This window comes from Nocardia sp. CDC159 (genome assembly GCF_023740735.1).
GTDB lineage: Bacteria > Actinomycetota > Actinomycetes > Mycobacteriales > Mycobacteriaceae > Nocardia > Nocardia pulmonis.
This window is the reverse complement of the sequence record NZ_JAMRXH010000005.1, coordinates 227,165-248,764: the sequence shown is the minus strand read 5'-3', so window position 1 is coordinate 248,764 and position 21,600 is coordinate 227,165. Positions and strand designations below refer to the sequence as shown.

The 21,600-nt window shown below is 64.7% G+C and carries 17 protein-coding genes and 1 tRNA gene; 5 read left to right on the top strand and 13 right to left on the bottom strand.

The genetic code is table 11. The features are described 5' to 3' along the window. Positions 1-47: 47 nt before the first annotated feature. The 4 genes from NDR87_RS13605 to NDR87_RS13590 all read right to left on the bottom strand — a co-directional run bounded on the left by NDR87_RS13605 (position 48) and on the right by NDR87_RS13590 (position 5,884). The gene (locus NDR87_RS13605; protein WP_251912231.1) at positions 48-839 is read right to left on the bottom strand and encodes a class II glutamine amidotransferase; all 792 of its coding nucleotides are present in this window, start codon (positions 837-839) and stop codon (positions 48-50) included. Beyond that, a complete protein-coding gene (locus tag NDR87_RS13600; protein ID WP_251912232.1) occupies positions 827-2,041 on the bottom strand; it encodes an amidoligase family protein in 1,215 nt (404 codons plus the stop codon). Before NDR87_RS13600 ends, NDR87_RS13605 begins: the two co-directional genes overlap by 13 nt. An 85-nt stretch (positions 2,042-2,126) precedes the next feature. Further along, positions 2,127-2,312: a hypothetical protein gene (locus tag NDR87_RS13595; protein ID WP_251912234.1), complete on the bottom strand. Its 186-nt coding sequence runs from the start codon at positions 2,310-2,312 to the stop codon at positions 2,127-2,129. Between the two features lie 533 nt (positions 2,313-2,845). Next, complete coding sequence (locus NDR87_RS13590) at positions 2,846-5,884, bottom strand: AfsR/SARP family transcriptional regulator (protein WP_251912236.1); 3,039 nt, start codon at positions 5,882-5,884, stop codon at positions 2,846-2,848. Between the two features lie 141 nt (positions 5,885-6,025). Here NDR87_RS13590 and NDR87_RS13585 point away from each other — a divergent pair, with 141 nt between their 5' ends. Further along, positions 6,026-6,265, top strand: coding sequence for a hypothetical protein (locus NDR87_RS13585; protein ID WP_251912238.1), 240 nt, complete (start codon positions 6,026-6,028; stop codon positions 6,263-6,265). Positions 6,266-7,356: 1,091 nt separating this feature from the next. On the opposite strand, the gene NDR87_RS13580 is transcribed toward NDR87_RS13585, so the two are convergent. From NDR87_RS13580 to NDR87_RS13560, 5 genes are all read right to left on the bottom strand, one after another. Next, the gene (locus NDR87_RS13580; RefSeq protein WP_251912240.1) at positions 7,357-7,962 is read right to left on the bottom strand and encodes a DUF6192 family protein; all 606 of its coding nucleotides are present in this window, start codon (positions 7,960-7,962) and stop codon (positions 7,357-7,359) included. A gap of 4 nt (positions 7,963-7,966) precedes the next feature. Then, complete coding sequence (locus tag NDR87_RS13575; RefSeq protein ID WP_251912242.1) at positions 7,967-8,116, bottom strand: hypothetical protein; 150 nt, start codon at positions 8,114-8,116, stop codon at positions 7,967-7,969. Positions 8,117-8,840: 724 nt separating this feature from the next. Then, positions 8,841-9,965: a DUF4192 domain-containing protein gene (locus tag NDR87_RS13570; RefSeq protein ID WP_251912246.1), complete on the bottom strand. Its 1,125-nt coding sequence runs from the start codon at positions 9,963-9,965 to the stop codon at positions 8,841-8,843. A 1,327-nt stretch (positions 9,966-11,292) separates the two neighbouring features. Further along, positions 11,293-11,973 (bottom strand): hypothetical protein, encoded by a 681-nt coding sequence (locus tag NDR87_RS13565; RefSeq protein WP_251912249.1) that lies wholly within the window; start codon positions 11,971-11,973, stop codon positions 11,293-11,295. A gap of 383 nt (positions 11,974-12,356) precedes the next feature. Beyond that, positions 12,357-13,151 (bottom strand): DUF2637 domain-containing protein, encoded by a 795-nt coding sequence (locus tag NDR87_RS13560; RefSeq protein ID WP_251912251.1) that lies wholly within the window; start codon positions 13,149-13,151, stop codon positions 12,357-12,359. A 175-nt stretch (positions 13,152-13,326) separates the two neighbouring features. On the opposite strand from NDR87_RS13560, the gene NDR87_RS13555 reads away from it, so the two are divergent. Continuing rightward, positions 13,327-13,926 carry an ATP-binding protein gene (locus NDR87_RS13555; protein ID WP_251912253.1) on the top strand — a complete coding sequence of 200 codons (600 nt, stop codon included), beginning with the start codon at positions 13,327-13,329 and terminating at the stop codon, positions 13,924-13,926. Between the two features lie 1,486 nt (positions 13,927-15,412). On the opposite strand, the gene NDR87_RS13550 is transcribed toward NDR87_RS13555, so the two are convergent. Beyond that, entirely contained in the window at positions 15,413-16,036 is a 624-nt protein-coding gene (locus NDR87_RS13550) for a hypothetical protein (RefSeq protein ID WP_251912256.1), read from the bottom strand. A gap of 301 nt (positions 16,037-16,337) precedes the next feature. On the opposite strand from NDR87_RS13550, the gene NDR87_RS13545 reads away from it, so the two are divergent. After that, complete coding sequence (locus NDR87_RS13545; RefSeq protein ID WP_251941142.1) at positions 16,338-16,604, top strand: hypothetical protein; 267 nt, start codon at positions 16,338-16,340, stop codon at positions 16,602-16,604. Positions 16,605-17,053: 449 nt separating this feature from the next. On the opposite strand, the gene NDR87_RS13540 is transcribed toward NDR87_RS13545, so the two are convergent. Then, on the bottom strand, positions 17,054-17,260 hold the full coding sequence (locus tag NDR87_RS13540) for a hypothetical protein (protein WP_251912258.1): 207 nt from the start codon (positions 17,258-17,260) through the stop codon (positions 17,054-17,056). Positions 17,261-17,794: 534 nt separating this feature from the next. Here NDR87_RS13540 and NDR87_RS13535 point away from each other — a divergent pair. Further along, on the top strand, positions 17,795-18,766 hold the full coding sequence (locus NDR87_RS13535) for a hypothetical protein (protein WP_251912262.1): 972 nt from the start codon (positions 17,795-17,797) through the stop codon (positions 18,764-18,766). A gap of 404 nt (positions 18,767-19,170) precedes the next feature. On the opposite strand, the gene NDR87_RS13530 is transcribed toward NDR87_RS13535, so the two are convergent. Then, positions 19,171-20,421: a tyrosine-type recombinase/integrase gene (locus tag NDR87_RS13530; RefSeq protein ID WP_251912269.1), complete on the bottom strand. Its 1,251-nt coding sequence runs from the start codon at positions 20,419-20,421 to the stop codon at positions 19,171-19,173. Positions 20,422-20,529: 108 nt separating this feature from the next. On the opposite strand from NDR87_RS13530, the gene NDR87_RS13525 reads away from it, so the two are divergent. Next, positions 20,530-20,603: transfer RNA gene (locus NDR87_RS13525), tRNA-OTHER, on the top strand. A 122-nt stretch (positions 20,604-20,725) separates the two neighbouring features. On the opposite strand, the gene NDR87_RS13520 is transcribed toward NDR87_RS13525, so the two are convergent. After that, complete coding sequence (locus NDR87_RS13520) at positions 20,726-21,502, bottom strand: TauD/TfdA family dioxygenase (RefSeq protein ID WP_251912271.1); 777 nt, start codon at positions 21,500-21,502, stop codon at positions 20,726-20,728. Positions 21,503-21,600: the final 98 nt, after the last annotated feature.

Below are 21,600 nucleotides of genomic sequence, written 5' to 3'. Positions count from 1 at the left end.
CACGGGAAACGAGCCCGGCGGGGCACCGGGTGGGTTGGCGTGGCCGGTCAGGGATCTCCCGCGGTCGGCAAGAAAGCCAGCTGGTGGCCGCGGCGGTGGGGCGGGGAGATCGAGGTGACCGTTGCGGTCACCTGGGGTGAGGGGGTGCAGTCGCAGTCGGGGTGGGGGTTGGTGCACCAGAAGCACCAGCCGCAGATCCCGCAGTAGCGGCCGAGGCGGGCGAAGTCGACGGTGTGGCAGCGTCCGCAGGTGTGCATCCACACCCAGCTCGCCTGGTGCCCGGGTAGGTAGCTGGCGTTGGAGTACCAGATGCCGCCGTGCCACATCCCGGCGTGCTCGTTGAAGATGTAGCCCTGCGCCGCGTACTCGGGATTGGTGGTAAGGATCAGTTTGCTGGCACCGAGCCAGGATTCGAGCCTGCGCCGCCCCCGCGCGGTGTCGAGGGACCCGAACGGACGAGCGGGGAGGTATTCCTCCGCGGCGATCCGAGTGTCCGAGCGGAGGTCACGCCCGCGGGGCTGCACCCGCCGGGGCAGGACACCGTTGTGGGCCAGCACGGTCCGCTGGTCGCGGCCCAAGTGAAACGGGTGGCAGTTGCTGATACTGATGGCGCCGTGCGTGGCCAGGCGAGAATGAAACAACGCGGGACCGTCTGGGAAATCGTTCCGGACACGGACGAACTCGGCGATCACCGTTTCCGCGTCCATGCCGTGGCCGACGAGGATGTTGCTGTCGGTGACGATCGCGAAGCCGTGCCCGTCGCGATTGACCCGAGCCCCGGCGGTCAACGCGTCGTTGTCGGGGGCGGTGCCGGGCGGCAGGTAGGTCAGCAGGCACATCCGAGGGCCTCCATCTGCGCGGACAGTGGCGCGTAGTCGGGGCGGGCGGCGACCCACTCGGCGAACCGCGTCCACACCCAGCCGTCGTGATGCAGGACGTCGGCGGCAGACAGCAGGCGGGTGTATTCGATGCTGGCAGCGGTGAACGCGAGCGCGGCCTGCACCTGCTCGGTGTCCAGGGATCCGGCGAACACCCGCAGTTCGAGGGTGTGGCGAGGGTGTGGGTTGATCGCCTGGTAACGGTTGAGCCCGAACCGGCTCAGGTCACCTTTCGCGGAGTCCTTGATCCGTGCGCGCGCATCCGCGGAGAACCCGGCGTACCGCGTCGAGTGCCGCCGTGCCAGCGTGACGGTCTGCTCCTGGTTGCGGTAGACGAGTTTGGCCCACCGGTAGATGTGGGCGGGGCTGGCGAACCCGGCCCGGGAGGCGTGTACGTGCAGGCCCACCCGTTCGTCGGAGACACAGCCCAGGTCAGCGAGCTCCTCGAGCAACGGCCAGGGGAATTCGGTGAGGGCGAACCCGTAGGACATGGGATGGGTGACCAGCTCGAAGCCCAGCGGCCGGATCGAGGAATCCTCTTTCAGATACCCCAGTGGCCCGAGCCGGTCGTAAGCACGCGCGACGCAGTCGTCGTAGTCCGCTTCGGGGACAACGATTTCCAGCTCCAACCCCAGAAACAGCGGACCGGCGCCGAAGAACAACGGATCGGGCCGATACCCGTAGCCACGCACGTGCGGGAAGCGGTGGCAGGTATCGCAGACCCCGCGACGGGGCACCAGCGTGCCGCAGTCCGGGCACGAGTCGAAGAATTCGGTCGCGCAGCGCTGGCAGGCACGGTCTCCACCGGACACATAGCGTGCCGCCGCGGAGTAGCGACCGCATCGGTGGCAGTAGTCGCACAATCGCCGCGCGCACAGCGGGCACGCATGCCCACCGGTGTCGGTGGGAAACCCCGGTGGGGTGTGGTAGCCGCAATGGACACACACCAGCCACTCCGAGGAACACCGGCGGCACAATCGCTGCAGCTCGTAGGTGACCGCGAGCCGCCGCGACGGTCGGCGGCAGTGATCACAGCAATCCAGACGCGATACGCATTCGTCGCACAAGCACACCGTCTCGCCGTCGACGTCACGCATCCGGGCGCCAGGGCCGCGCGAGCAGCACACCGCGCACCCACCGGACCGCAGTACTGATGTAGGCATGGCAGATCACCTCCCAATCGAGGACCGAAGAAGCGAAAAGTGCCGTGACGGAGGAATTTCCGTCACGGCACTGAAGAAGGCTTTGCTAGGAAGTGGAAATCGCGACGAACGGACACACCACGGGCACCGACAGGTGTGGGCCGGCGCAGATGAGACTGGACAGCGTGCGGTCGACGACGGCCAGACGTGTGCGGACGTCGTGTTCGGCCGCATCGATCGCGGGCTTGCGCGCGAGTTCGTGCGGGGCTCGCGGCGGATCGCGACCGTTCATCGGGCACCTTCCTTTTGCTTAAGGTGGGTTCCGCTTTCGCACGATAACGGCGGAGGACCGGGCCCCACTACGTGTACAACCACCCCGCCGCTCGCGGCCTGGTCGAGCACCTCCTCCAGCGCGCGCGGGGCCCAGCGCCTTCGACGCCGGACTGAGCGGCCTGGAACGCGCAATGAGACTGAGCTGACCCTGCGTTCGGACTGTACGTACGGGAAGGGCCCGACAAGAATTGTTGGACACCAATGGTTTTCGACACTTTCCTGGACGCTTGCGACGCGCAGGGGATCAGAACCTCCGGCCGCGGCGGTCCGGTGTCGATAAAGCGATCGACGATCGAGAGCGTCGATCGGCATCGCTAGGGGTCGGAGGGGTTCGAACGATGACCTCGTCTGGGCGCGCCTCGCTGGGTCCGTCGCCCCAGGTTCTTGGCGGAAGCACGGGCGACGGACCACTCGGCAGACACCAACAAACCTTGAACCAAACCACCCGGGCCCGGCGAGCCGCGAATCAAGAGTATTCGTCCGCGTCTCGGTTCACTGGGGCCTGTCGATGCTGGCGAGGTGGTGGGCTACGTCGTTGGCTTCGGGAGCGCCGAGGTCGGTGTAGAGGTCGAGGGATTGCAGCCAGTGGGTGTGCGCGGTGTGGGGGTCGGTGTCCAGGAGGGTGTGGGCGAGATTGTCGTGGGCGCGCGCCTGGTGGTAGCGCTCGCCGATCTCGCTGGCGAGAGCGAGGGTTTGGCGGAGATGGTCTTGGGCTTGGCGTTGATCGTTGGTGGAGTACGCGGTCTCGCCGAGGCCGAGCAGCGCCTGACATTCAAGAGCGCGGTCCCCGGTGTCACGGGCAAGGGTCAGGGATTTCCGGAAGTGGGCGAATGCCTCGTCGAAGCGTCCCATGCGTCGGCAAGCGGATCCGACGTCGTGGAGCGCCTGGCATTCGGCCGCTCGGCTGCCGGTGGCGCGGGCGACGTTCAGGGACTGCTGGGCGTAGTTCAACGCCTCGGCATTGCGTCCCAGACGCCGATAGACAACGCCGGTGCCGTGCAGCGCTTGGTATTCGATCTCGCGATTGCCGTGGTCACGAGCTAAGTCCAAGGCCCGCTGAAAATAGATGAACGCCTCGGTGAACCGCCCCGTCCGTTCGTGGACAAGGCCGATGCTGTGCAGCGCATAGCTTTCGATTTCGCGGTTGCCGATGGCTCGGGCCAGGCTCAGCGCCTGCAGTCCATGCGCCAGGGCCTCCTTCAAGCGGCCCAGCCGCCACTCTACGACGGCGCGCCCCTGCAACAGATAGCCTTCGATTTCGCGGTTGCCGATGGCTCGAGCCAAGCTCAGCGCCTGCAGGCCATGCGCCAGCGCCTCCTCGAAGCGGGACGCCCGCAGAAGCGCCAGGGCATGACCAGTCTGCGCAACGCATTCGACCGCGCGACCGCTGGTGCGGTCGTGGGCGGCCGCGACAACATGGGCGTGTACGACGAGTGCGTCGTCATTGTGGCCGCGCAGGTCGAGGTAGCGCATCAGAATGGCGGACAACTGGCCGGCATGGGCAGACCAACCATGGTCGGCGGCGTGGCGAACGGCGGCCAGGAGATTGAGCCGTTCGGTCTCCAGCCACGCTCCCGCCTGCCCACAGTCGGACAAAGTTGGGGTGGGAGTCGCCGCGACAGAGATGTCAGGTCGAAGGCTCTTGTCGTATGGGACGACAATGTCCATGGCCCTAGAGGCGGTGTGCACGTAGTAATCCAACGCACGGGTCAGTGCTGCGTGGCGGTCGGCGGCGGTATCACTGCCGGCGGATAGTTGAACGGCATATCGATGGAGCAGGTCGTGGAAACGGTATCGGCCAGGTGCGGGTTGCTGGATCAGGTGGATGTCGACCAGTTCTTCCAGCAACCGATCGGCCTCGACCAGGCCGATGTCGGCCAGGGCTGCGACAAGGTAGGTATCGAAGTCGGGGCCTGGATGCAGGCCCAGTAGTCGAAACAGGCGCTGCTGGTCGGGCGTGAGATGTTCGTAGGACAGAGCGAAAGCGCCGGCCACGCCGCGGTCGCCGATCGCCAGCTCGTCGAGCCGTCGTTGTCCTTCGCTCAAACGCATGGCTAGGTGCGCGACCGTCCATGCTGGGCGCGAGCGCAGCCGTCCGGCGGCGATCCGGATGGCCAGCGGCAAATAGCCGCACCGTTCCATGAGATCAGCGGTCGCAGCGGGATCGGTGGTGGCACGGTCATCCCCGAGGATCCGGCTGAACAAGGTGACCGCCTCGCCGTGGTCGAGCACCTCCAGGGACAGGATCTGCGCGGCATCCAGGGCCACCATCCGTCGTCGGCTGGTGATCAGGGCGAGGCAACCAGCGTTTCCGGGCAGCAGCGGCCGGACTTGGGCGGCATCGGCGGCGTTGTCCAAAACCACCAGCACTCGGCGTTGGGCGAGTTCGGCACGCCACAGTGCCGCCCGCTCAGCCAAGGTTTGGGGGATCTTCGTGCCCGGCACGTCAAGGGCGCGCAAGAGTATGTCGAGGGCCATCATCGGTTCGATGCCGCGATGGTCCTCGCTGTGTCCTTGCAGATCGATGAAGAGTTGTGCGTCGGGGTAGCGCTCGGTGAGCTGGTGGGCGGCATGCACCGCGAGCACGGTTTTGCCGACACCGGCCATGCCATCGATCGCCTCGATGATCACCGCGGTCGCGCCGTCCCCCTCCCTGGGAAGCACGGCATACAGTTGCTGCATCTCCTCGTCGCGACCGGTGTAGTCGGCGATGTCACCGGGAAGATCGTTGCGGCCAGTCGGTGGTTTCACCTGCGGGGGAACGGCCAGTTCCGGGTCACCGGCCAGAATTCGCTGATGTAATCGGCAGAGCTCCGGTCCGGGTTCGATACCCAGTTCCTCGGCTAGTTGGTGCCGTGTCTCCAGGAATACCGCGAGCGCGTCGGCCTGACGACCACAGCGGTAGAGCGCTACCATCAGCAGACCCCGTAGCCGCTCCTGCAGTGGGTGGGCCGCCACCAGGTGGGTGAGCTCGGCGACGGCGTCGCTGTGCAATCCGCGATCCAGGGTGATCGCCGCCCGCAGTTCCAGGGCGGCTAGATGGCGCTCCTGCAACCGTCGGCGTTCCGTCTCGATCAGTCGACCTTCCAGACCGCTGAACGGCTCACCGCGCCAGAGGTCCAGCGCCGCATCAATCTGCTCGGTCGCCGCGGCGAGATCGCCGCGGCGGCGGCAGTCCTCAGCCTGTGCCAGGTGCTGCTCGAACACGACAAGGTCCACCGCAGCGGTGTCGCCGCGTAACACGTACCCCGCGTCGGTCCACCCCAACCCGGGATCCGACTCACCCGCCGCGGGACCGAACCGTAGTGCCCGCCGCAGACGGCTGACGTAGCTCTGCACAACATTACGAGCCTCGTTCGGCGGTTGCTCACCCCACACCGCGTCGATGATCGCTGTCACCGGTACCGGCCGGTTCATCTCCAACAGCAGCACAGCCAGCACGGTTTGTTGTTTCGCCGGACCCAGCGCGAGGACTCGCCCATCCCGCCACGCCATCATGGAGCCGAGGACGCCGTACCGTATCTGCTCCACGGCAAATCCCTTCCCAGGATCGCGACCGTTCAACAGCCCAGCACCCGAATCTAACCACGTCACCACCGTGAACCGCCGACTTATCCGGCTACGGTTTCTGTCGGATCAGGGCGACCTGGGCCCGGCTGGGGAGGATGGCCGGTGATCGTGCTGGAGGGGATTTACGGCCGCGATGGCCGATGGCCAGGTGTTCAAGCGGTATTTCAGCTGTTTGCACGCGAAGAGGAGAAACCTTTTGGTGCACCGGCAGATCGTGCGGACAACGGCGGTCTGGACGGGTTCGAAATGTTCGACAACATCGCAGTTGGGTGCCGATGCGGGACCGCGGCGAGGCAGCCGCGAGAAAGCGTCGGGCTCGAGAAACCACACCAAAAGGATTGATCATGAACGCACGCAAGAGCATTACTCTCGCTACTGCCGCCGCGCTGGTGACCGCCGGACTCGCGGGAGCGGGAGCGGCTACCGCGCAACCGGAAGCGCCCGCCCCCGTGCGGTGGACCAAGGTATGGCAAAGCACCATCTCCGCAGATTACCTCGAAGGACATGGCGGTAAATGGCAGTCACAGAATTACACATTGCCCCGGGGCTCGAGGGTGGGTCGAGCGGTATTCTCATGCCACGGAGGCGGCCAGGCAAAGGTCACGATCAAGAATCTCAATACCGGGCAAAAGGGAACCAAGACCCACGACTGCAACGGGGACCGGCACCATACACCAGTAGTGGCCAATCGCGACGGTGAATCTTTCCGGATCTTCATAGACAGAAGCCGAAAGACGACCACTATCGAGGCGTGGGCGGGTAGGTAAGCGGGCGAGGTCGCCGGGCTCGGCTGACCACACCGCGACCGCTACGAATCAGCGTCTGACCGCCGAACGTTTCATATCGGCGGTCAGACATGTTCGGTTTCCGAAGCGAAATCGCCGCTTGATGCGAGCCGGAAACCGTTACGAAGAAGAGCGCATTCGGTCTGCGAATTTCACAGGGCAGGTCACTTTCTGGCCAATCCTGCTCGATGCCGCCGTCGAGATGCCCGCCCCCGACACCGACAATCACGCGCCAAGTCTGCGGTTGAAGTCTGGCGAGCACGCGACAGGGAATGCCGCGGGCACGTCGATCAGGTGTACTACGTAACGCACTGTCGTCCGGATCCGGCCGCCATCAAGGGGTGTGATTGCTCGTGGTTCGAGCCCGCCCGCACGATTCGACGCCCTTTGTCATTGGTGAGCCTTTTCGAGCTCTGATGCAGACCGGCACCGTGCGGGTGCGCTGGGATCGCGAACAGCTCATCGGAGGCCAGCCCATAGAGCTCTACGCACATTATCGCCGACCCGTGGATGCCAGTAACGGACCCCGCACTGAGTCGTACCGATCGGTATGCTCCTGTGGTGGATTGGAATTTCGCCGACCGACAACTGGTTTCGTGGCTGGGCACGCCGGAAACCGATCTCGGATGGTGTGGGTATGAGATCGACTCACGACCCCACGCGGCATGGCTGTTGCACGCGATGTACGAACACGAATCCGGCCCGACCGACATCACCTATCGTGAGGCACGGTGGCTGCGGCTGACGGCCGGTCTCGACACACCGGCAGCGTTCCCAGGCCTCGAGCTCGAAGCAGCGGAGTTCGGGGGCTACGACGGCGTCCGTTCCGCGCATCCCGGACCGGTCGACTTGGGCGGAGTTGACCAGATACCGTGCCGTGGGGTCGGCGACCACCCGGGCCGCGACTTGCGGGCGGCGCAGGAAGTCGGTGGCCACCCGTGCGGCCACGTGATCGTCGGGCGCCAGTTTGTGAATGGCCTCGACCCGCTCCTGCGCCGACACTGCCGTTTCCGGCCGGCGTCCCACCACGCGCCGGGCCGCGTCCGGTGTCCACCGCCGCCCGTCGGGCGGATGCTTGATCACCTCGAACGGATCATCGGCCGACAGCAGGATCCGGTGCACCTCGAACGGAACCTGCGACACCCGGTGCTCCTTGGGCCAATGGCCCGCGACCCACCGATACGTTTCCACCGTCGCCGGTGCCAGCCCGATATCGTCGGCGAACTGGGCCATCAGATACGTCACCGTGAACATTTCCTCACCCGGCCCGGGACACGCCCTTCTCATGCGGGTCGTGCAGCCCCTCGATCTCCAAGGCCAGCTCCCCGATCCGGAACTGCACGCTGGTCTTGGTCGCCACCAGCTTGCGACCCTCGGTCACAATCTCGTCGTAACGGTGCTTGCTCACGCTTCCGAACTTGTTCGACATCCCAGGTCACACCTCTCGCCGCCAGGGTCGCGGCACCGGTGCACCGCGAAGCGGGCCCCGGCGTCCGACCCGCTCAGCATGCACCCGGCGAACACCGACCCGCCAGACCCGCAAGACCCCTTATCTTCCCAGGTCGGACCCGGTAAAAGACCTAGAGGTATCCGTTCGTGAAACCGTCACCGTGACGGTTTCACGAACGCTGTTTCCGGTTCCGCCAACCCCGAGTCCGGCATTTCGGGCTGCAATACCGTGCCTGGGACCGCTTCCCGACGCCCCGCGGCCACACCGCACCGCATTCCGGGCACACCGACTGGGCGGTCGGCGACTCGTCGCGCATCGCCGCGAGCCGGGTCCGGCTGCGCTGCACCCACCGCCAATGCGACTCCGGCAGGGATCAGAACAGTACTTCGCCTTCGGCCCCCGACGCACGGACAGCGTCTTACCGCAGCTCAAACAGCATCTTGCCTTGGCCCTGTCCCGCCCCGTCGCCGAAGCGCCAGCGCCGCCGGAAGCGTTCGGATCCCACTGCCTGCCCATCCCTATCGAGCCTACGAGTCGGGGGGGAGCCACGATCACCAGATCAGGAAGTTCCGAGACACCCTCTTAAGACAGCCGGACGAACAACTGGTCAAATTTGGGAGCGGACCGCTGCGATAGTCGAACTCATCGTCGCGAAGACCGATCTCGCGCAGTGGATTCGTTACTAGTCGATGAGGCCGAGGTTCATTGGGAGTGTCGGCGTGAACGACAGGTTCAGCGCGGCGAGGTCCAGCTGGGCCGCGAGCGCGGGACCGCAGTCGAGCAGCCATCGCCGGATTTGCTCGACGCTCATCCCTGTGTGGAGGGCCAGATCCAAGTCGGTGGCCAGACGGTGCTCGGGATTGGATGCGAGTGCGGTCCGGAAGGCCAACTGCGCGAGCGGGCCGTTGCCGCTGACATAGGCGCAACAACCCAGCAGCACCGCCGCCTGCGCGCGATCGGGATCGGGTAAGCCGCGCACCAGAACAGCCCACAGTTGTTGGGCCGCAGCGGCTCTCTGGGTCACCGCCACCGCAGTCAGGAAGTCGGCCACGACCTTGTCCTGCAGGGCGAGACCACAGCGCGCGAGCATCTCCACCGACAGGCTCGCCCCGGAGGTCACGGCGTCCATACAGGCGAAAACGAAATCGACTACTCGAGCGCGGCTCATCCCGCCCGCCGTATCAGCCAGTGCGCCGTCGGGGTCACAGGTGGTCAGATCCTTCATGACGTTGGCCACCGCCCGCACCATGTCGTCGTCCGGGCGAACTATGGCCTCCAACTCGGTGCGGGAACCTAATATCGGGTGCCCTTCGAGGACATGCGCGACCGCGATCGGCGACGCATCCGGATCCGGTATCGGGCCGGATCGGTCGGGCTCGAACACATCCCACCACCGTGAATCCGCCGCGATCACCTGGGTCGCCAGCGCGCCCTCGAGGCGAATCCCATTGCTGGACAAACACTTTTCCAACTGATCTACCAGGCTGCGATGGTCGGACGCGCCTAGCTGTGAACCGTTGGTATCCGGCGGCGAGGCGGCGCTGTCGACCAGCACGGCGGCGGCCCGGTCGACCTCCTCACGCAGGCAGCGCGAAACAAGCTCCGCGCTCAATCCCGTCGGATTCGAACGGAACGAATCAAGATCAGTCCTGGCGACGAAGTGCAGCCGCAACGATTCGGCAGCCTGGTCAGCAGTGGGCGCGAAGGTGGCCACCACGAGCGAATCGTTGGGGTAGAAACCGAGCATCGCCGGCACTGCGGCCAGCAAATCGCCAGGGTCATTGATCGCCAAACTCGGACGAAACATCACTACTCCTTCAGCGGAAACGAGTGCAACGGGCGGCGACGGCGGGCGGACGCGGGAGACGGAGGCGATAACGGCAACGGCAGCAGCCGGGGCAGCGACGGCTCTCGTAGTCGGAAATCTCAAAACCTCTGTCGCGTTGGGTGGTTCGCCATTTCAAATCGGCGATCGGGAGGTGTATTACTTGATGGCAACAGGGACCGCCGGTAATGAGCAGGCGGGGGTCCGGTTGGCTTCGCGAACCACGACGGTGTCGAGTCGCAGATCGGCGGCCCGAGAAGGCTGGCCCAACTCGATCGGATGGGCGGGTCTCGACGCGGCGGAGTCGGACTGCTGCACAGGGAATTCCGATCGGTCGCCGGGCAGGAATTCAGCGCCGCTCGAGGCGGCGCTGGCTGGGTGGCTAGTGCGGTGGCGCAAGGGATTTGGGATTGTGCGCGGTGGTCGCGCAACTGTTCGACGGCCTCAGCAAGGAGATCGTGATGTCCGAGAGGCACATCCGCTCCGCGGGCCGGACACAGAACCCGCCAAAGCATACGTTGGCCGGGGCGGGTGATCTGGTGCCCGTCGTCGAGGACGTACTGGTTTGGTGTCACCCGATACACCTGCCAGGAATTGGGCCAATGCGGGCGCGGCGGAGGGTCGACCGGCGCCGGGCAGTCCAGAAGAGCACTCCGGCCGAGATCTGTGATCTCCCACCAGGTCCTGGCCCGCTTACGCACGAGTACTTGGCGCTGGCGCGCCCAGCCGCGGCGTGCCAGCGCGTGCAGAGTGCGCCTGTCGGTCTCTTGCATTTACCCGGTGTCATCGGCGCTGTCCAGCGCATGGAACTGCGCGCGGGTCATCCTTGGGCGGTTCATGTCGTGGGACGGCATCGAGGACTCCTACGTCGCAGGTGGAATGTGCGACATTGATGTGGCGGTGGCTGTGTAGATCGCGCCGTTTGTTGACCGCAGCGTGCCCACGAATGCCGCGCATGGCTCTATGGGCCGGTAGCGGGTTCGCAGCGGCTGGCAGCCGCGGCGCGGGAAGCTGTGCCGCACTGCTCTGCTGATCCACATGGGGGCTTGCATCTAGACACCCGGGGCCGTGGAGCCAGGCACTGCGAAACTTCGCTGTCGCCCACGAGGTAGGTCCCGTAGATCAGCTGCGGCGTAAGGGCAGCCGGGGTCCAACTTCGGATTTGATAGCGTCAGGGGAAATTGACCGAGCCAGCCGCAGCCCGGTCGGGCGAGAGCACGTGGTCGGCGCAGATATCAGAAGGCCCTCCGGTGGCCGCATACCGCGGCAACTGCGTCTGGGCGGTCGCGATGGCGCCTGGGGTGTGCTGTCAGAGGGCGGCGTATCCGCCGGTGGTCCATACCATCCTGCGGAAATCGTCTACCGAGAACGGATATCGCGCGGGGAGATGAGGGGACGGTGGGTCCGGCCAGTAGCAGACCCCACAGCGGTGGCAGTAGAAGCCAGCGCGCCACACCGCGAACGCCGCGCCACGCCCACGAGAAACACGGGCGTTGTGGCGGACTCGGCGCCGGAAAGTGGAGAAGGCGAGGAAGGTGGGGATCGCGAGTACGAAAGTGACGGCGAGGCCGACCATGAGCGACACGGTCTTCCATAGGAGCGTCGGTTGATCGATCCCAGGATGACTTATCACGTTCGTCAGCGTCGCGGCTCCCAGGACCAGGGAGGGAATCACAAGCACCGAACCGAGCAGAAGCGGTCGCGCGGTGGGCATCTGGCCTGGCTCGAACGCGAGGGCGGTGGCCAACGCGGTGCGACGGGTCTGTTCCGTGAATGTCGTGCCCAGGACCGGAACCGGACCTGAGGAGCTGATACCGATCCCGGCGCAGTAGCCGGTGCCGTCGACGGTGGACACACCGGTGGCCCGAAGGGCCGGGATGCTCTGGACCCAGTCTTGGCTGTGGCAAGTTGGACAAGCGATGTCGTTGACCATGTCGGTGTCCCATTCCGGCGATGTCGTTGAGGGCTGGTGAATGCCGTTCGCGTTCAACGGTTCAGCCCCCTTACTGGTGCTGGAGCGAAAGCTGTCTCTATGGAACACCGACCGCTAGGGAATGTCGATACCGCTGGATATGCGGTTGAGTGCCGCCGAGGGTGACGTTGCTGCATGGAATCTCCCTCCGGGATGCGAAACATAGGGCCCGCAGCGAAGACGTATCTCGAACATTTGTGCGATTGTGGTCTATGCTGCGAGTATGGATCGTTTGGGGCCCGAATTGAGAAATGCTCTGGCGGCAGCGTTGCAAAACGCGACGCATCCCCATTCTCGGCCGTATGGGCGTGCCCTGGTGATCGAGGAGATCCTCCGAGCGGTGGAGGAGGAGCTGGCTGATCCGCGGTATGGCCGCGCTGAGCGCCGAAGCGTCCGTGAGATCACTCTGGAAGCGATGAACCACGGCCGCCGGATGACTTCCTGACTCGTGCTTCGGGCGGGGACCGGTCTTCTCGCCTGGTGGGTGCAGCGTTGGCGGACTCAGCTCCGGGTGCCAATTCGCCACGGATCTGCGCGGCCTGCTTGATGATCCTGCTGACCGTGGACCGGCTGCGCTCGGTCGTCCGAGCGATTTCGCTGGGCACAAGGCCGCGGTCGTAGTGCGCAATCAGTATCCGCACAACCTCGTCGCGGTCCCGTCGGTGCGCACGGTCCCGGTCACAGATGATCGTGGCGATGTCCGCCCAGCTGAGGTGTGCACACGCGCTGACAGCGTCGTAGTCACCGTTGCCTTGCTCGACGGCGGTGGGGGAGTCGACGGTCGACGGCGCGGCGGGGGTCGGTTCGGACCGTTCCATCGCAGGCGTGTGTGGAGGGCGGACAGTGAGTGGCTGCGAGGGGTGAGCGAGGGTGATGAGGGCGATGGTGGCTTGCGTCATCGATCCCTCCACGATCAGTGGCCAGAGCCAGGCCTGGGCGTGTGAGATACCGGCCATCTCGGCGAAAGCCCGTAATGCGGTGAACGACAGCCAGAAAGAGCCGATGGCGATCAGCAAGGTCATCGTGGTCGAGATCAGGTGGGCTGCGCCCGCCCGAGCCCGTGCGCGCAGCAGGACGGTCACGCCGTGCACGGCATCGAGCAGGATGACCGGCGGCACGACGGCGACCGCGGCGGCCACGATCGGTTGGGCCCGGACGTTTAGGACGGCGTGTATCGCGTTGCCGGTGACGCTCACGCTCGCCGCTGCTGTGAGCACAGTCCAGAAGAAGGCGTGCGCACGCGATGCGGCTCGAGTGCCGGGCCAAGCGGGTGTCGGTGCGGATGGTGCGCACACCGACGGATCGTGTCGTGTGGGTATGATGCGTGTCCTGATCCTGTGCGGCCATGGAATACACGGGGAGGTGCGGGCGATGGGCATGCACACCAGTGGCGCGCACGACTCGAACGCGGCAACGCAATGCGATCGGTTTGGTCATGATCGATCGGTGGACAGAATTCTGGTGTTGGTGAACGGGCTTCCCGGGGCAGGGAAGACGACCTTGGCAGATGCGTTAGCCCGGGAGTTGAACGCCTGGTTGTTGTCCAAGGACGCCGTCAAGGAGGCCTTGGTAGGCTGCCTGAAAAACGCGTTCCTGATACCGGAACTCGGCGGGATCGCTATGGACACGGTGTGGGCGTTGGCGAAGGCGTCACCGGTCGATGTCGTCATCGACTCGTGGTGGTTCAAGCCACGCGATCTGGCTTTCGCTCGTGCCGGCATCGAGCAGGCCGGTGCTCGACGGATCGTGGAGATCTGGTGTGATGTTCCCGCAGCGACGGCCAAGGCGCGCTTCGCATCCCGAGACCGATCGGCGATCTACCAAGACGAGCGCCGCCTCGCGGAGAACTGGGACGACTGGGCGGCGCATGCCGCTCCGCTCGGCCTGGCCACCACGGTCACCGTCGACACCACCCGCGCGGTCGACATCGCTGGCCTTGCCGACCGGATCAGGACCATCGCAAGCTCATAGGCGTGGCGGGTCATCTATCAGGGGAGAGCGACCCGTCCTCCGGGTACCTCGGCGCCATACGGTAGATACGAATGCGCATGAGCGCGGTTCCGCGATCGATGACCGGGCTCGACCCGAAAACTTATCTAGGTCAAGCCTTTCCGGATGGATCCGTGCCCCCCGGTTGCACCGGCGAATACCCTGGAGTCCGTGCCTCTACAGCGCCGCCGACGCCCCGACGCAAAATCCCCGGCCGTGGGCATCGGACAGATCACCCTGGCCTGACTCCTCCTGCTCGCCAAGATCTTTGACAACTCAAAGCGCACCGATCACGAGCGGTCCAGTGACACCGCGACACGCCTGGGGCGCTCGCACCTGGTCAGCCTCGCTTCCACGACCCGACCACCGCGTGTCGAAGTCATTGCTGCACCGCTCGCGAACAGGCGAATCGACCCAGCTCAGACACGGCAAAGTCGACGAGCCCTGCTTCCGGATGTCCTCGGCCGGACTCTATTGCGGCTCGTCGCCGAAAGTTGTTTTCAGCACCTCGAGGTTGGCCTGCTTCCGGCTGTCCTGGCCGGACTCCATTGCGGCTAGCCGACGCGTTGATCCCCGTACAGGTACAGTCCGTGCTTCCGACTGTTCCAGTCGGACTCCATTGCAGTCCCCACTGGGTGTACCACCGAGCGGGTGACCGGACGGACGTACTTCGAGCTGGCACTGCCGGACTCCATTGCGGCGCCGCTGGGCTGATCAGCAATCCGTCAGCGTTCGTACCTGCTTCCGGCCGTTCCGGCCGGACTCCATTGCGGCATCGCGACCGCGGCCATCATCTCCTCCAGCAGCGCGTGCTTCCGGCCTCAACAGCCGGACTCCATTGCGGCCATGAGGGCAATCACGACGAGAGGCCCAGGGTCTACGTGCTTCCGGCCTCAATGGCCGGACTCCATTGCGGCATCACGGCGGCGTGCAGCTCGGCGTCCAGGCCCGCCGCCGGTGCTTCCGGCCTAAACGGCCGGGTTCCATTTGCCAATATCGGTCTGAAACCGATATTGGCTAGGCAGGCAGGTGGATTCTGATGTCGATTCCAGGTGAATCCGAGCGTCGCAGGGTGCCCTCCGTGATAGCCAATCCAGACGAGAAACGACCTCACTCGGGTACCCGGGACGCGGTCGTCGGGCGAGCGGGTGCCTATGGTCGTAGAGGAGCGGGTCCTGAGATTGTCAGAGAGTCGTGGTGAGAGACGTAGTTCGGCGATCACATTGTGCCCGAGGGCGTGCTCGGGGTCCACCAGCCATTGCAGCATCGGCCCGGTCAGCAAGGCGAGCGGCAACGACTCGCCGAGTTCTGTGCTCCCCTCGCGTTGTCCGCTGCCGAGGTATTTTGCGCATGTCGGGCGATCTTCGGCTTGCACGATGCCTTCGAGTTGGGCGACCCAGTGAGATCGAATAGTGGCTACGGAAGGCCGTCCATCTCTCCGACTCCGCCCGGGACCGGCTGAACCCGATCACGCGGGCGCCGGCGCTTTGAGGTTGTCGTAACGGATCTTGCCGAACGGCACCCCGCCGAGCACCCGGAACGCGTGAACGTGCCCTTCCAGGAAAGCTTCCTGCCCGCCCGAGGCGAAGAGCCGGTGCACCGCCCGGCCGCTGAACGACATCCGCAGCGAGAACAGGTAGACCACGACCTCTTCACCACGCAGCCGGATCGTCACGTCACCGAAATCGACCTCGGCTTCCTCCCCGGGCCGGTGGGTCTGCGGGATGAACACCTTCGCCGGGCCGCGGCCGGCCTCGATCCTGATCTGCGGCTTACGTACGGCAACGTAGTCGTGGACCGTCTGATACGCGACACCGGCCAGGTCGTGTTCGTCGATCAGCCGCGCGTAGATCCGCTTGATCGTATGCCGCTGCTTGCGAGGCGCGTCCAGATCCTTGCGCAGCATCTCATCGATGAACGGCTTGAACGGATCCAGCTTCGACGCCCGCCGCGGATACTGCTTGCGCTGCTCGGGCCACGCCGAGGTCACCGCCGCGTTCACCGTTCGGTACCCCACGTTGTACTTGCGCTGAAGCTCCCGCCCCGACATCCCCGCTCGCGAGTCCCGGCGGATCGCGGCATACAGCTGCACCTTGGACTGGTTCGGCGACAAGGCTCAGCTCCTCGGATGGTGCGGGGACAGCACGAAGATCTTGCCACTGCAACCGGTCAGATGGTGTCAAAGTTGGCCGATTCCAACATCTTCCACAACAAGGTGATGTCGGGGTTCACCGATCAACGATGCCGTAATTCACCGATGTGGCCAAGACGACTTTGGCCGATGCGTTGGCCCGGGAGTTGAACGCCTGGTTGTTGTCCAAGGACGCTGTCAAGGAAGCCTTGGCGAGTTGCCTGGAAACGCTTGTGCGGTACCGGAACTCGGCGGGATCGCTATGGACACGGTGTGGGCGTTGGCGAAGGCGTCACCGGTCGATGTCGTCATCGACTCGTGGTGGTTCAAGCTACGCGATCTGGCTTTCGCTCGTGCCGGCATCGAGCAGGCCGGTGCTCGACGGATCGTGGAGATCTGGTGCGATGTTCCCGCCGCGACGGCCAGGGCGCACTACACATCCCGACAACGATCCGCGATCTACCGAGACGAGCGACACCTCGCGGAGAACCTGCTTGACGTTGGGTTCGCGTTTCAACCCCCGTCATAGGACGCGGCATCGGGAAATAGCTGCGCATTGGCTATTCAGGGAAAGCTTGATGACCCCGTTATCCTTTTGCTGTGAGCCCGAGCGAGCCGACACGTGAGCGCGGTTCCGCCATCGATGACCCGGCTCGACCCGAACACTTGTCTACGCCAAGCCTTTCCGGATGGATCCGTGTCCCGGCTGCACCGGAGGATACCCTCGACCCCGTGCCTCTAAAGCTCCGCCGACGCCCCGACGCAAATCCCCGGCCGTACCTTCGGCGGCGTCTTCGCACCACTGGACATCGGACAGATCACCCTGGCCTGACTCCCCCTTCTCGCCAAGATCTTTGACAACTCAAAGCGCACCGATCGCGAGGGGTCCAGTGACAGCCGACACGCGTGCAGCGCTCGCACCCAGGTCAGCCTCGATCTCAAGACCCGACTATCGCGTGTCTTCCCGGCGTGTCGAAGTCATTCCTGCAACGCTCGCGAACCCGCGACTCGACCCAGCTCAGACATGGCAAATCGGCGAGTCCTGCTTCCGGCCGTTCCGGCCGGACACAATTGCGGCTTGATCGCGAACGTGATCGCGGCATTCACCCAGCCCTGCTTTCCGGCCGTTGCGGCCGGACCCAATTGCGGCTCCTTCGCCACCACGTTGTTGCAGGCGCTGCTCACGCTCGCTGCTTCCGGCCGTCCCGGCCGGACCCAATTGCGGCCCCCATCTGGTGGACTCCCCCGGCTTGGCCACCACCCTGCTTCCGGCCGTCCCGGCCGGACTCCATTACGGCTGCCGCAGCGTGTCTCGTTCCTCGTCGTTGTGCAACTGCTTCCGACCGGACTCCATTGCGGCGTGTCGATCACGCTGTGTGACAATCGGTCCGACTTGTGCTTCCGGCCTCAACGGCCGGACTCTATTGCGGCACTATCGCGTCCGGCCTGAGCTGACGCTCCGGCATCCTGCTCCCGGCGGTTCCGGTCGGACTCCATTGCGTCCGCCATCCCTTGAACGTGCCGGGTAAGCAGGCGGCCTGAGGTCTGTCGTCGGCCGAGCATGACGAGTTGGCCCGGTTGCGGAGAGAACCGTAGTCGAAGGCGGATTTGCACTTTCGCAACCAAGTACCCGGTGCAACGATGGCACCTATGCCTGATAGCCCGCAGGGCACTACGCCCCCGCCTGCGGCGGCCCAGAACGCGCGTCACACACAAGCGATGAAGCGTCTCCGCGATATCAGGCAGCTGAAGGATTCAGCAGCCGCCTGGATGCATGACGCAATGGACGCCTGGAGCGACGACAAATACGAGAAGGTCGCGGTGCTGGCACCGCTGGCAGTCGAACATCTTGGCAAGGCGTTGCTGTGGCGCACGAACCCGGTACTCGTTGTGCCCCTGTTGCCGGAAGCCGAAGCGAGCCTAGTGAAATTGGCGACCGCGCCGTCGCTGGCTGACCCGAAGCTACGGACCATTGGACTGAGACTGCTACTGAGCAGAATCGAAGCGGCCACCGGTGCGCTACCGCTCAACGCCGAGCGGCGCACGCGCATGGTGGAGGTCCGCAACGGTGCGACGCACGTGGCGGCGGCAATCACCTCACGCCATGTCCTCATCGACTCGTTGACTGTGTGCAATGTGTTTCTCGAACGCCTGGGACTGGACCCACTCAACTTTTATCGCGAGCACTTAAACAACGTCACACAGCTTGTCGCACAGGGCCGTTCCGAGGTCGAGCATCGGGTAGCCGCTAAACGTGCACGGGCCAGGAAGGAGCTCGATAAGTTGGCAGAACGGCTGAGCCTTGAACTGTTCGAGGAGCTGACCGACCGTATGGTGGAGGATGCCCGGCGATTGCGCGAACTTCCCCTCGATGGATGGGCTATCACGCAGTACTGTCCGGAGTGCGGACGCCCCGGCTCCCTCGCCGGAGCGATCGAGGTGGACCCGCAGGTCGAAGTCGCCCACGAGCCCGGTGTGGAAACGCCCTATGCCTCCGTCGCGGGGTACGAGGTCACGATGTCGCCGGATCGCTTCGCCTGCAGCGTCTGTCGTCTCGCGCTGGAGGGCACACAAGAGCTGGCCGCAGCGGGGATGCCTGCCTCCGCCTTCGGGATCGACCCCGGCGACCTGGGGCCGGAGTTCGACCCTGCGGAGGAAGCCGCGCAGCGCTATGACTTCGACAACTACTGACTTGATGTGCGAGCCATGGGATGGCGGCTGTTAACCGGCCGTAGCTGCCGCTTCCAAGAACCCCAGCGTGCTGCGACGAAAATCGGAATCGGACGGCTCCGGAATCCAGCGGCCACTCGCGCAAATGCGGACCGAGCTAGGTTTGATGGAGAAGGTATCGAGACCGAGGGAGTCCTTGTTTGGACAGGTGAGATTGGGTGCCGAGGGTGCCACCAGTGTGCCAAGACTCCACCACACGGGACGGACACGGAAACGGCTGCGACCTGGACGGGACGGACTCAGACGGACGCACGATCACGGTTCCCGCGTCCCTGGGGGTCGAGGGGCGAAGGTTCAATCCTGTCAACCGTGCTTAACTTAGTTGGGGCGGACAGGTCGGCTGCAGTCGCTGCTGTTCGGATCTCCTAGTGCTCGGCTTCGCTCTCGTCGGTGCTCATGGCGTTGGTGGCTTTGGCGAGCTTTGAGATGTTCTCTGCCAAGGTTTGTGCGCGCCCTGCGGCTATCTTCTGATAGCGCATGGCCGCTTGAGGTGTTTTGTGGCGGAGCCGTTCCATGACTTCAGGGAGTGTGCCGCCAGCTTGTGCTGCAACTGTGCCGCCGGTATGTCTTTGTTCGCCGGGGCGGAAGTCTGGGCGGCCGATGGCTGTGCATGCCTTGTTGAACGTTCGGCGGTAGATCCACTCCCGCATGGTCTTGCCCGTGTCTGGGTCCGGGAATAGGAGCGCGTCCGGCGCTGAACCCACGTACTTTTCGAGGTGGTTGCGTATCGCTGGGCGAATGTGGTCGGGGATCACGACATCTCCGCTTGAGCCCGCTTTTGGTCGGTCGATGACGATCTTCTGCTCCCGATACGTGGCGGCGAAGGCCACTGTCAGTACGGAGCAGTCAGCGTTCAGGTTCCGGCGGCGAAGCTCGAAGGTCTCGGAAGGGCGAAGGCCGCACCACGCCGCGAGTAGGACGGAGGCGGCGAGTTCTTTGGGCATCGCCGCAGCCAGTGCCTCGATCTCGGCGGGCAATAGTACCGTCGCGTCGTGTGCGGGCTGCACTGCGGTTGCGCCCTTTATCCGGCATGGGTTCTTGTCACGGAGACCGTCGTCAACCGCAACGTTGAGCACCATTCGGAGGACTTCGTAGGCGCGGGCGCGGGCGGTGGGAATTTCGACATCGTCCTTGTTGGCCTTGGACTTACGGCCCTTAGGGCGCACGCGTGACACCGAGCTGTACCAGTCGCGAACCATCTGATAGGTGATCTCGTCAACGGGGGTGGTTTCAAACGTAGGGTTGAGGTGTTCCCGCAGGAGGTAGTTGTACGAGTCGACGGTGCGACGTGCCAATGGTCTACCCCGGCGAGATACCCGTGTCGCGATGACTCGTTTAGCGTAGTCGCCGAACAGTATCCGATCGCTCTTCGCGGCTTCGGCGGCTTCGGCGGCCCGGTCAGCGGGGGAGGTCCAGATACCTAGATCTATTAGCCTGCGTTCGTCCGCGATCCAGCCTTCCGCGCGGTCCTTGGTGTCGAACGTGTGAGGAGCCTTGTGCAGCCCCAGGTCGGGCCCAATGTAGGCCGCCTGGATGCGGCCGGACGGCAGTTTCCGGATCCGGCCGAAAGCACGGCGAGGGGCGCGTGTCTTGGCCTTCTTCGACGTCGATGGCATACAACCTCCGCTGGATCGGCGTGCAATATACGTGCAATAGCGTGGCTGATTCATGCGTAAACCTGCGTACGTCTGCGACTCTAGCAGGCGACATAACCAGCTGGTAGAGGTCCTATTTCGGCTGATTGACTCACAATCTCAAGATACCCCTGTCGCTGGTTCGAACCCAGCTGGGACCACCATGATTGTCCAATTGGAACCGTCGGGCCGCTCGTGCGGTCGGCGGTTTTTCCTCTTTCGAACCCACCCTCTTCGCGTTGTGACGGCTGTGTGCGGGTAGGCGAAGGTCGTCACCGGCGCGGTGCTACGAGATCGCCTCTCCGATACGTCGCCTTGCGATCGTGGCCGCGTCGAACGGATACTCGTCGTAGACCGCAAACCGTTGGATAACAACGGATTTCGGTATTTGCTGGGCGGAAAATCGGTGTACGAGGCTGCGGTTGTCCCAGATCAGGACATCGCCGCGGGTGAGAATCTGGTGGTGGACGAGATCGTGGGTGAGACTCGCGTCGAGTTGTCCCGACAGCTCGAGCAGGGTTCGCACTGTTTTGGTGCCGAGGCTCATTCCCTCGTGATCCTCGATATCCACCGTGCAACCCGCGCTGAGGTACAGGATGTGCTCGCCGGTGCAGGGGTGCACTATGACCGCGGGGTGGCGGACCGTGGCCAACGGCTGCGTGGGGCGCGGGGGTGTGTGTACCGCGCACGCTCCTGCCAGGAGGCGTCGAAACGATTCGGGCAGACGGCAATACGCTTTGCCCTGATCGATGAAATGGATTCTCCGGCTCGGGGCGAGTTCGGCGGGTGAGCAGGCGATCGAGATCGCGAACGGATAGGGGGTGTGTTGATTTTCCGAGCACCACGAGTCGCGGACGAATTCCCGCCGCCGTTCGATGCGGCCGAACAGGGCGCATAATTCGACCAACTCGGCGGGGGAGGGGAGCTGTGCGCGTAGCACGACAATCTTGTTGGCGTAGAGGAGTTTTCGTAGCTGTGCGACATCGGACTCATGGAAGTCGTAGAGATCGAAATCCTCCACCCGGACCCCCATTGTCGAGTCGGGTTGTCCAGCGACCTTCATGAATACCTCATAGCAGCACCGTGCCGACCTGACCTACGATGGGACGCGAGCCGGTGCGGGTCCACTGTCCGCTGGGCGGGCCGCGGAACGCCGGTGTA